The organism is Campylobacter concisus, assembly GCF_001891085.1.
GTDB lineage: Bacteria > Campylobacterota > Campylobacteria > Campylobacterales > Campylobacteraceae > Campylobacter_A > Campylobacter_A concisus_O.
The window spans coordinates 190,097-201,895 of the sequence record NZ_JXUP01000006.1; the positions used below are offsets into that span (position 1 = coordinate 190,097).

At 38.1% G+C, this 11,799-nt stretch carries 7 protein-coding genes and 2 pseudogenes; all 9 read left to right on the plus strand.

What is annotated here, in order from left to right; translation table 11 throughout:
* Positions 1-51: 51 nt before the first annotated feature.
* The 9 genes and pseudogenes from TH67_RS06275 (at position 52) to napA (ending at position 11,797) form a co-directional block, all read left to right on the plus strand.
* Positions 52-474 (plus strand): EamA family transporter, encoded by a 423-nt coding sequence (locus TH67_RS06275; RefSeq protein ID WP_072594832.1) that lies wholly within the window; start codon positions 52-54, stop codon positions 472-474.
* Between the two features lie 98 nt (positions 475-572).
* Complete coding sequence (locus TH67_RS06280) at positions 573-1,148, plus strand: cytochrome C (RefSeq protein WP_072594833.1); 576 nt, start codon at positions 573-575, stop codon at positions 1,146-1,148.
* A gap of 84 nt (positions 1,149-1,232) precedes the next feature.
* The gene (locus TH67_RS06285) at positions 1,233-3,800 is read left to right on the plus strand and encodes a molybdopterin-dependent oxidoreductase (protein ID WP_072594834.1); all 2,568 of its coding nucleotides are present in this window, start codon (positions 1,233-1,235) and stop codon (positions 3,798-3,800) included.
* A 157-nt stretch (positions 3,801-3,957) separates the two neighbouring features.
* A complete protein-coding gene (locus TH67_RS06290) occupies positions 3,958-4,149 on the plus strand; it encodes an EamA family transporter (protein ID WP_234411978.1) in 192 nt (63 codons plus the stop codon).
* Between the two features lie 235 nt (positions 4,150-4,384).
* Positions 4,385-5,089: pseudogene (locus TH67_RS10825) on the plus strand (cache domain-containing protein); the annotation flags it as partial.
* A 795-nt stretch (positions 5,090-5,884) separates the two neighbouring features.
* On the plus strand, positions 5,885-6,325 hold the full coding sequence (locus TH67_RS10830; protein ID WP_374048479.1) for a methyl-accepting chemotaxis protein: 441 nt from the start codon (positions 5,885-5,887) through the stop codon (positions 6,323-6,325).
* 228 nt (positions 6,326-6,553) lie between these two features.
* A pseudogene (locus tag TH67_RS10835) lies at positions 6,554-7,294 on the plus strand (cache domain-containing protein); the annotation flags it as partial.
* 657 nt (positions 7,295-7,951) lie between these two features.
* Positions 7,952-8,476 carry a methyl-accepting chemotaxis protein gene (locus tag TH67_RS10840; protein ID WP_374057352.1) on the plus strand — a complete coding sequence of 175 codons (525 nt, stop codon included), beginning with the start codon at positions 7,952-7,954 and terminating at the stop codon, positions 8,474-8,476.
* Positions 8,477-9,016: 540 nt separating this feature from the next.
* Positions 9,017-11,797: a nitrate reductase catalytic subunit NapA gene (napA, locus tag TH67_RS06305; protein WP_072594838.1), complete on the plus strand. Its 2,781-nt coding sequence runs from the start codon at positions 9,017-9,019 to the stop codon at positions 11,795-11,797.
* The last annotated feature ends 2 nt before the right edge of the window (positions 11,798-11,799 follow it).

An 11,799-nucleotide genomic window follows, 5' to 3' on the forward strand; every position in this document is an offset into this window, starting at 1 on the left:
ATTTAGCTTGGGGCGAAGCAAATTTGCTCCTTTAAATTTATAAGGAAAAAGATGCCAGAGTGGTTTATCTACGCAGCTCTTTCAGCTATATTTGCCGCACTTACGGCAATCTTTGCAAAGCTTGGCGTAAAGGACATTGACAGCGATTTTGCTACATTTATAAGAACAATCGTTGTCGTTTTTATGCTTATTTTACTTCTAAGTGTTGCTAAAAAATGGCAGCCACTAAGCTCTCTAAGCCCTAAAAACTGGCTCTTTCTCATACTAAGTGGCATAGCTACTGGGCTATCTTGGCTTATGTATTTTAAAGCTATGCAAGCAGGCAAGGTCTATCAAGTAGCGCTAGTTGATAAATTTAGCGTTGTGCTGGCTATTATTTTGGCTGTCATCTTTCTTGGTGAGAGGCTAAATTTAAAAGAAATTTTAGCCATCTGTCTTATCGTGTCCGGCGTATTTTTACTCATTTTTAAATAAAATTTTCTGCATTATTCTTAAAGTATATTTTTAATTATAATTTGTAATTAATCAAAAAGCTCCTAAAATTTAAACGATTTCATTTTGAAGGGAGAAATATGAAAAAAATCATTTTTTCAGCCATCGTGGCTTGTGCTGCATTTGGTGCGGGTATGAACTACACAGATGTCGTAAAGGACGTATATGCTGATGCAAACTCAGCTAAGAGCATAGGCAGACTGCTACCAACCAACGCAGTTGAAATTTTACAAACAAGCGGTGACAGAGCGCAGATCAAAGTAAAAGGCTATCAAAACCCAGCCGTTAGCAACGTAGTTTATTTTGCTGATGGTGCTAGGATCATCTCGGTAGCATTTGCAAAAACTGCACCTTTTGACATAAAAGTAGTTAAAGAGGGCAAAAATGGTAAATGGAACGAGGTAGAGACAACAGTTTTTGTTCAAAAAGATGGCTTTAGCACTGATGTAAATGCGATGTTTGCAAAAGCTGATAAGATGTATAAAGAGAGTTGCGGCGTTTGCCATGCGTTGCCTCAAACTACGCACTTTAACGCAAACCAGTGGCCATCACTGCTAAAATCAATGATCGGCAGAACAGCGATAGATAAAAAAGACGAGTGGTTGGTTGTTGAATACCTTCAAAAACACTCATCTGACGTAAACCTAGGTAAATAAGCAAAACTTTTGTAGCGGCGAGTAAAAACAAATATTAAAGTTTAGCTTATTCAAAAGAAAACTTAAAAATGAAAGGGAGATAAGATGAACGAGAACAGACGAGAATTTCTAAAAAAAGGTGCTACAGCAATTGCAGCGACACCTTTGCTTTCAAGCGTAACAGCATCAAATTTATTTGCTGATGGCGTAAAAAAGAGTGTTTTAAGAGATGGCGAGGTCATCACAGCCGCTCACTGGGGGATGTTAAAAGTGACAACCAAAAACGGCGTTGCAGTAAAGTCAGAGCCTATCCAAAAAACAAGTGAAATTTACAACCCACTTCAGTACTACACACCAGATATGATCTACAAAAGTCGTATCAAACGCCCAGCAGTTAGAAAGAGCTACCTTGAAAATCCAGATAATCCAAAGCCAGAGCTTCGCGGCAAGGATGAGTGGGTTGAGGTGCCTTACGAAGAGGCGATCAAACTAGTTGCAAGAGAGCTGAAAAAAACAAGAGCACAAAAAGGCTTGCAAAGCGTATTTGCGGGTAGCTATGGCTGGAAATCAAGCGGCAACGTGCATAACTCAAGAATTTTGCTTCATAGATTTATGAATTTAAGCGGTGGCTTCGTTGGCTCTCTAGGGGACTACTCAACAGGTGCTAGCCAGATCATCATGCCTCACGTTGTTGGTAGTATCGAGGTCTATGAGCAGCAAACTAGCTGGCCAGTCGTACTTGAGAACTCAAAAGTCGTAGTCATCTGGGGTGCAAACCCACTTGCGACACTTCGCATAGCTTGGACTAGCACCGACGAGCAGGGCTTTAAATACTTTGAAGAGCTCAAAAATAAAAAAGATATCAAAGTGATCATCATCGATCCTATCAAGAGTGACACAGCGCAATACTTTGATAATGCTCAGTGGATCGCTCCGGTGCCAAACACCGACACAGCTATGATGCTTGGTATGATGCACTACCTATATGAGAGCGGCAAGTATGATAAAAATTTCATTGAAACCTACACAACTGGCTTTGATAAATTTCTCCCATATCTACTTGGTAAGACAGACAATACTCCTAAAAATTTAGAGTGGGCGAGCAAAATTTGTGGCATCGATAAAGATACTTTAAAAGAGCTAGCTGATACATTTATCGCAAACCGCACTATGATAATGAGTGGTTGGGGTATGCAGCGCGCTCACCACGGCGAGCAACCACACTGGGCGATGGTGACACTAGCAGCTATGATCGGTCAGATAGGACTTCCTGGCGGTGGATTCGGGCTTAGCTATCACTACTCAAACGGCGGCGCTCCGACTTGCAAGGGTGCAGTCATCGGCGGCATAAATAGTGCAAGTGTTGGTAAATTCAACAATAAAGGCGAGTTTATTGGCACAGATACAGGCGAGTTTGACAAACGAGGTCGCTTCGTCGCAAAGGCAGCTGCAGCAGCAGGCACAGGCCAAAGTTGGCTACAAAAAGCAACCAATTATGCCTTCCCGGTAGCTCGTATCGCTGATGCGTTGCTACATCCTGGTAAAGTGATCGATCACGACGGCAAAAGGATCACCTATCCAGATATCGACTTTATCTACTGGGTCGGCGGCAACCCACTTGTACACCACCAAGATACAAATACAAATTTAAAAGCGTGGAGAAAGCCAAGAACGGTTGTCGTACATGAATCATATTGGACACCGACAGCAAAAATGGCTGATATAGTATTTCCTGTCACTACAGAGTACGAGAGAAACGATATCACCATGACTGGCGACTACTCAAATATGAACATCGTGCCAATGAAGCAAGTCGTTGAAAAATACCACGAAGCAAGAGACGACTACCAAATTTTCATCGATCTTTGCAAGGCTTATGCTAAAAATTTAGTCATTGCCTACACAGATAACGGCAAGGATGAGTTTGACTGGATCAAAGAGTACTATGACGCAGCCTATGCTCAGGTCAAAGCTATACCAGAGCTCACAACTGATATGAAGCCATTTGAAGAGTTTTGGAACGAGAACAAGCCAGTTACATTTGCCTCATCTCAAGATAGCGATAGCTGGGTGAGGTTTGGCGAATTTAGAGAAGATCCTGTGCTAAATGCTCTTGGAACTCCAAGTGGTCTTATAGAAATTTACTCAGAGACTATCGAGAAAATGGGCTATGACGACTGCAAGGCACACCCAATGTGGTTTGAGCCAATCGAGTGGCTAGGCATGAAAGATAAGCCAGCTAAATTCCACATGATAAGCGCTCACCCAACTGACCGCTTGCATTCACAGCTAAGCCAAACTTCACTTCGTGACAACTATGCGATCGCAAACCGCGAGCCTATCTGGATCAACGAAAAAGACGCAAAAGAGCTTGGTGTACAAAGTGGTGATTTGGTGCGTGTGTTTAACGCACGTGGAGAGGTGCTAGCAGGTGCTCACGTGACTAAAAATATCAAAGATGGCGTTGTAAAACTAGCTGAGGGCGCTTGGTATGACGGCTTTGATAGTGGAATTTGCAAAAACGGCTCTGCAAACGTGCTAACCATAGATATCCCAACAAGCAAGCTAGCAAATGGCAATATCAGCCACACAGCTCTTGTAAATATCGAGAAATATAAAGGCGACGAGGCATTAAAGCTTACAGCTTTTGCTGAGCCAAAAATTTCTAAATAATATTAAAAGCAGGGGAGTCTTCTCCTGCTTTTGAACTTAAAATTTAAAATAAATCTACTACTCACGAAAGCTTAAATTTATATTAAAGTCTATAGCTTTATAAATTTTTTATTTTGCAATTATATTTGTAAAATTTGACGTAAAGGATATCACCACTGTGTTATTTTGTCCTGTGTGTTTTAAAGAAATACAAACAAGTAATGCCTATCAAGTGGCGCTGGTTGATAAATTTAGTGTTGTGCTTGCTATTATTTTGGCTGTCATCTTTCTTGGCGAGAGGTTAAATTTAAAAGAAATTTTAGCCATTTGTCTTATTATTTCAGGTGTTGTTTTATTGATTTTCAAGTAAAAATTTATACTTTAAATCTAGCTAGAGAATAAAAAGCAAAACTAGATTATTCGATGGCGTTTTGTGATCTAAAATTTATTCAAAAATTTTTAATTGTCAAGATGTCTTTATTAATTTTTAAAAAGCATTAAATAGAGGGTAAATTTAATACTAATTTTAATTCTTTTTCGATAAATTAAAGTGATTTTAACTTTTTAAAGGAGGAAAGATGAAGTCCATAACTTCAAAGATAGCGATGATTATCATCTCATTGCTAGTTATTTCGTTTGCTGCTATTTCAGCAGTCAGCTACTATACAGCGGAAAGTAAGGTAGTAGAGTTGGTCAGCCAGACCCAGGATCAGATTCTAAGTGATATCAAAGCAACCACGGATTCTTTTTTTGAAGATTATTTAGAAGTTGCCAAAAAGTCTGCTTCAGATATAGCACAAATACCAAATAATGATGACTCGTACATGGAAAAAACAAAAATGCAAAAAGAAAGCGTTAGTCATCTAGTTACTGATATTTTTTATGGTCGCGAGAGTGATGGACATTTTTTCCAGTCTGACGGCACTAGAACAACTCCAGCCGATAACTACGATCCTAGAACTAGAGGCTGGTATAAAGCGGCAAAGAGTGCAAATGGTGCTATCTATACCGAACCTTACAAAGCTGCCTTGTCTAATGCTTTAGTAATTAGCTTTGCCGCTCCAGTAAATAAAAATGGAAATTTTGATGGTGTTTTGGGACTTGATTTAAACATAGATGCTTTAAGTAAAAAAATCCTCGAAATGGGTAAAACAAAATACGGTTACGTCTATTTAATAAATAAAGAAGGCGTAATGCTAATGCACAATGACCCAAACAATGTTGGTAAAACTGTTCCTTCTAGCAAATATATTGCTGAGGTTTTTGCGGCTAAAAAATTTGATGAAAATGGACTTATTCCTTATACAAACTCTAAAGGCGAAAACGTAACCGCCAAAGTCCTTCCTATAAACGACCAAGGCTGGCTAGCCGTAGCCGCTATCGGAGCAGACACTTTTTCGTCTAATACCTTGCCTTTATTAAAAGCTCAAATAATCCTAGCCGTAGCTTTTATAGTCATACTTTCGGCTATCGTATTTGTTCTTCTTAAAAAATCGCTTAGCCCTATTAGAACTATTCAAACTAAGCTTGAAGACGCGTTTAAATTCATCACCTACGAAACCCCTAACGCTCCGGAAAAGCTAGTAGTAACTACGCAAGACGAATTCGGCAGAATGAGCGAATCTATTAACGAAAATATAGAAAAAGTCCTTAATGGCGTTAAAAAAGATAGCGCCTTAATAGACGAGATGAACGGTATAGCAAATCTCATGATAAAAGGACACATGGGAGCTAAGATCAATTCCGTTCCTAATAACCCGGCTTTGGTTCAGTTAAAAGATCTGCTAAATAAATTCTTTACTTCTATTTCCGAAAATTTAAAAGGCATAGCCGTAGTTTTAGCTTCTTATAACAAAAACGACTATACTCCTAGATTAGAGCTAAAACCGGAGCTTGAAAGCGACCTAAAAGATATGATAGTAGGCCTTCAAAGCGCGGGCGACGCAGTAAGCAATATGCTAAGGGAAAATTTAAAAGAAGCTCAGGTTCTAGAAGAAAAAGCTAAAATCCTAGCAGAATCTATGAGAACCCTAACCGACGGAGCCCATAAGCAAGCCGACTCCATCCAAGAAAGCGCGGCTGCTATAGAAGAGATGAGCAGTTCTATGAACGCCATTAGCCAAAAAGCTAGCGACGTAACAAGACAAAGCGAAGAGATTAAAAACATCATCGTTATTATTAGAGATATAGCCGATCAAACCAATCTACTTGCTCTAAATGCGGCTATCGAGGCAGCTAGAGCGGGTGAACACGGCAGAGGATTTGCGGTGGTGGCAGATGAGGTTAGAAAACTAGCAGAGCGAACTCAAAAATCTCTTGGTGAGATCGAAGCTAATGCAAATGTTCTAGCTCAAAGTATCAATGAGATGAGTGAGAGCATCAGAGAGCAAAGCGAAGGTATAAATATGATAAATCAAAGTGTAAGTCAGATCGACAGTATTACAAAACAAAATATAAATATTGTTGGTACAACAAACGAGATTACTGACCAAATAGACGACATGGCTAAGACGATAGTAGCTGACGTTAGAAAGAATAAATTTTAATCTTAGAGCCGAATTTAGGGGTTTGCTTCCCCTAAATTCTAATTTTATTTCGCTGATTTTAACTATCTAAAATGAAATAATAATTCAAAATTATTATTTAATGTATACATCACTATTTTGTAATTAATATTATTTAATACTATTTAATATAAAAAAATATACAATCGCACCTTAAAAATTTTTGTAAAAGGAAAGTAAATGCGATCAATTGCAAACAAAATATCTTTAATGCTAATACTGGCATTATTTATATCATTCTCGCTAATATCTCTAGCTAGCTATAACACAGCTCATGATAAAGCCATTGAGTTAGTAATACAAACTCAAAAGCAAATCTTAAAAGATGTGAAAATCACACTAAATAGCTTTTTTGCCAATAATCAGTATGCTATAGAAAAAATGGCTGAGACTCTTAGTAAGATAAGCGAGAAAAGTGATGGCTCGATGAATGCTGATGGTATAAATTTAGCTTTATCTCAAGCAAAAGCTATATCTGGAAAAGAGATCACTCTTGTTTACGCTGGATATGAGGATGGGGCTATGTTTAGATCAAATGGGCAAAATAAAGCTGGATATGATCCAAGAGTTAGAGGATGGTATAAACAAGCTAAAGCCGAGAATAAACCAATATATACTGATCCATACATGGCAGCTTCATTAAATGCGATGGTTATAACTTTTGCTGCACCTATTAAAAATATTGGAGTTACGGGCATAGATGCATCTATTGAGGAGTTGAGCAATAATATATCGCAAATCAGTAAGACTGAATACAGCTATGCTTTTGTTACAGATCAAAATGGCAACGTTATAATGCACCCAAATAAAGAATTAGTCGGCAAACCTCATGAGATCGCAAAGAGTCTAATAAAACAATATAATGAAAAGAAATTTGATGAAAATGGATTAATAGCATATAAAAATACAAAAGGCGAAGATGTCTATGCTTATATGTTAGAGATAAATGACAAAGGTTGGTTGGCAATAACAGCAATGGATCAAAATATCTTTAGCTCGCATACTTTGCCTATTTTAAAAGTTCAAATTATTTTAGCCTTTATATTTATAGTTGTCTTGTCTACGTTTGTATATTTCTTGCTAAAAAGATCGCTTAATCCGATTAAAACTATTACAGATGCTTTGGTTAGTTTCTTTAGATTTTTAAATTTTGAGATAAAAGAGCCAGTTGTTTCAAAGGTAGCAACAAAAGATGAATTTGGCGTAATGAGTAAACTAATAAATGATAATATTGCTAAAATTTTTGACAATGCCGATCAAGACTCTAGAGTGGTATCTCAATCTGTTGAGACTGCAAAGGCGATAGAAAATGGAAATCTAAAAGCAAGAATAGTAGATGTTCCAGCTAATCCAAAACTAATTGAATTAAAAGATGTCTTAAATAAAATGCTAGATGTTTTGGAGAAAAGAGTAGGTAGCGATTTAAATATGATCCAAAAAACTTTTAATGATTTTAGAAATTCTGATTTTACTTCAAGAATTTTGGATGCCAAAGGCAATGTCGAACTAGTAACAAATGAGCTTGGCGAAGAGATAGCTAATATGCTTGCGTTTAACTTAAAACAAGCACAATTCTTAGAAGAAAAAGCCAAAAATTTAGATGCATCAATGAAGCAAGTAACTCAAGGTGCTAGCACACAGGCAAATTCTCTCCAAGAAAGTGCTGCTGCGATCGAACAAATGAGTAGCTCAATGGGCGCAATTAGTCAAAAGACTGTAGATGTTATAAAACAATCTGAAGAGATTAAAAATATCATCGTTATTATTAGAGATATTGCAGATCAAACTAACTTACTTGCCCTAAACGCTGCTATCGAGGCAGCACGTGCTGGTGAGCATGGACGAGGTTTTGCTGTAGTTGCGGATGAAGTTAGAAAACTAGCAGAGCGAACTCAAAAATCACTTGGCGAGATCGAAACTAACGCAAATATACTTACTCAAAGTATCAATGAGATGAGTGAAAGCATCAGAGAGCAAAGCGAAGGCATAAATATGATAAATCAAAGCGTAAGTCAGATTGATAGCATTACAAAGCAAAATGTTGATATCGTGAGTTCAACAAATGAAATCACCGCCCAAATCGATGAAATGGCTAAGACAATAGTAGCTGATGTTAAAAAGAATAAATTTTAACCTTGCGGCTTGATATTTAAAATTTCATTAATATTTCATCCTCAAAATCTGAGGATGAAAATAACCCCCTTTTATCTCTAATCTTAAAATTATTTTTTGTTTTATAAATATAATAAAATTTTTAAAAATAATCTAATATTTATAGCTTTATAGTGATATTACTAGTTAAATTTTTATAGATTATGTTTGCTGTAATGTAATGAAAATTATTAGAATTTATCCTTGCAATTATTGCTATTTAAGTAAGGAAATAAAATTTTTTAATAATACTTTATGTTACTTTTTTACTCAAGTGTTTAAAAACAATTTTACTTTGTTTTCTTTAGCTTTTTTGATAACCACTCTAAAATTTTTAAATTTTATTAAATAGTATTTTCTTTTAAAATCGTACTTTGTGAGAAAATTAATATTTTTATGTAGAAAAATATTTATATTTTTGGCTTAAGTTTTTTGAAATTTTTGTAAATGTCAATCAGTTGTAAATAAGTTTTGCAAGGTTAATATCAATTAAATTTGTTTTAAATCTTTAAAGGAGAAAGAATGAATCGACGAGAATTCATAAAGAGTGCCGCAGCTAGTGCTGCTTGCGCAAGTGCTGGTATAGCTGTGCCAAGCTCGCTAAGTGCAGCAAGCGAAGCAGAAAAAGGCTGGCGTTGGGACAAAGCTGCCTGTAGATTTTGCGGAACTGGATGTGGCATCATGGTTGCAACCAAAGAGGGCAAGATAGTAGCTGTAAAAGGTGACCCAGAAGCACCGGTAAACCGCGGTCTAAACTGTATCAAAGGCTATTTTAATGCTAAGATCATGTACGGCGAAGACAGGATCACTCATCCGCTTTTACGTGTAAACGAAAAAGGAGAATTTGACAAAAAAGGCAAATTTAAGCAAGTAAGCTGGAAACAAGCATTTGATGTCATGGAGACTCAGTTTAGAAAAGCATATGATGAACTAGGACCTCACGGTATCGGAGTTTTAGGTTCTGGTCAATATACTATTCCAGAAGGTTACGCTGCTGTTAAGCTTATAAAAGGCGGCTTTAGAAGCAATAGCATCGATCCAAACGCAAGACACTGTATGGCAAGTGCAGTTGTTGGTTTCATGCAAACATTTGGTATAGACGAGCCATCAGGCTGTTTTGATGACATTGAGCTTACAGATACTATTGTGGCTTGGGGCGCAAATATGGCTGAGATGCACCCGATCCTTTGGGCGCGCGTAAGCGATAGAAAGCTTAGCGATCCTGATAGAGTAAAGGTTGTAAATTTAAGCACCTACTCAACTAGAACATCAAATTTAGCTGACATCGAGATCATCTTTGCTCCGTCATCTGACCTTGCTATCTGGAACTACATCGCTCGCGAGATAGTTTATAACCACCCAGAGATGATCGATGAAGAATTTGTTAAAAAGCACTGTGTATTTACAACCGGTCCAGCCGACATCGGATATGGTCTGCGCCCAGACATTCATCACAAAAAATATGCTCCAAGCGAGCTAGACACTGCTGCTACTGAGAAGTCAAAGGTACTAAGCGAGGCTGAGGGCGTTACGCTTTCTTATCTTGGACTAAAAGCTGGTGATACACTAGAAAATAAAAATGCTGCAAAAGCTGGTGCGCACTGGCAAATAACATTTGAAGAGTTTAAAAAAGCTCTTGCGCCTTACACACTTGACTTTACAGCAAAGGTGGCAAAAGGCGATCCTAACGAAGACATTAATGAGTTTAAAGCAAAACTAAAAGCACTTGCTGATCTTTATATAGAGAAAAACCGCAAAGTCGTAAGTTTTTGGACTATGGGCTTTAACCAACACCAACGTGGTACATGGGTAAATGAGCAAGCTTATATGGTTCACTTCTTGCTCGGCAAACAAGCACTTCCAGGTTCAGGAGCGTTTTCTCTAACTGGTCAACCAAGTGCGTGTGGTACAGCAAGAGAGGTTGGAACATTTGTTCACCGCTTGCCAGCTGACATGGTTATTGAGAATCCAAAACATAGAGAGATAACTGAAAAAATTTGGAAACTTCCTGCCGGAACACTAAGCGGTGTACTAGCTTCCCACTACGTAAAAATGATGCGTGATCTTGAAGATGGTAAGGTTAAATTTATCTGGGTTCAAGTAAACAACCCATGGCAAAATACTGCAAACGCAAACCACTGGATAAAAGCGGCTCGTGAGATGGATAACTTCATCGTTGTCAGTGATCCTTATCCAGGAATTTCTGCAAAAGTAGCCGACCTTATTCTTCCAACTGCAATGATCTATGAAAAATGGGGTGCTTACGGTAACGCTGAGAGAAGAACACAACACTGGAGACAGCAAGTACTTCCTGTTGGTGAAGCGATGCCTGATATTTGGCAAATGATGGAATTTAGCAAGCGCTTTAAGCTAAAAGATGTTTGGGGTGAGAAAAAAGTAAATGACAAAGTTACACTTCCAAATGTGCTCGATGCTGCAAAAGCTATGGGATACAGCGAAGAAGATACGCTATTTGACGTGCTTTTTGCAAACGAGGAGGCTAAGAAATTTAGCGCAAACGATCCGATCATGGAAAACTACGACAATACAGAAGTATTTGGCGATAGCAGAAAAGTGATCGGCTCAGATGGTAAAGAATTTAAAGGATATGGATTTTTCATCCACAAATATCTTTGGGAAGAGTATAGAAAATTTGGTGTTGGCCACGGCCACGACCTAGCTGACTTTGACACTTACCACAAAGTAAGAGGTCTAAGATGGCCGGTAGTTGATGGTAAAGAGACTCAGTGGAGATTTAACACTAAATTTGACCCATACGCTAAAAAAGCTGCTCCAAATGATAAATTTGCATTCTACGGCAACAAAAACGCAGCCCTTCCAACAGGCGATCTAAAAGGCGTGAAAAACCAAGAGAAAACACCTCTTGCAAACAAAGCAAAAATTTTCTTCCGCCCTTACATGGATCCATGCGAGATGCCAAGCAAAGATTATCCATTCTGGCTATGTACTGGTCGTGTTCTAGAGCACTGGCATACAGGCACGATGACTATGCGTGTTCCTGAGCTTTATAGAGCCGTTCCAGAGGCACTTTGCTACATGCACGAAGACGACGCTAAAAAACTTGGCGTAATGCAAAACGAGATCGTCTGGGTCGAGTCACGCCGTGGCAAAGTAAAAGCAAGAGTAGATCTAAAAGGTAGAAATAAGCCGCCAGTAGGACTTGTCTATGTGCCTTTCTTTGATGAAAACGTATTTATAAACAAAGTCTGCCTTGACGCTACTTGTCCGATCTCAAAAGAGACTGACTATAAAAAATGCGCGGTTAAAATTTACAAGGCGTAAAA

What these genes read in the sequence shown, in the direction of transcription:
- TH67_RS06275 (WP_072594832.1), top strand. Translation starts at nt 52, where the DNA reads ATGCCAGAGTGGTTTATCTACGCAGCTCTTTCAGCTATATTTGCCGCA.
- TH67_RS06280 (WP_072594833.1), top strand. Translation starts at nt 573, where the DNA reads ATGAAAAAAATCATTTTTTCAGCCATCGTGGCTTGTGCTGCATTTGGT.
- TH67_RS06285 (WP_072594834.1), top strand. Translation starts at nt 1,233, where the DNA reads ATGAACGAGAACAGACGAGAATTTCTAAAAAAAGGTGCTACAGCAATT.
- TH67_RS10830 (WP_374048479.1), top strand. Translation starts at nt 5,885, where the DNA reads ATGAACGCCATTAGCCAAAAAGCTAGCGACGTAACAAGACAAAGCGAA.
- TH67_RS10840 (WP_374057352.1), top strand. Translation starts at nt 7,952, where the DNA reads ATGAAGCAAGTAACTCAAGGTGCTAGCACACAGGCAAATTCTCTCCAA.
- napA (WP_072594838.1), top strand. Translation starts at nt 9,017, where the DNA reads ATGAATCGACGAGAATTCATAAAGAGTGCCGCAGCTAGTGCTGCTTGC.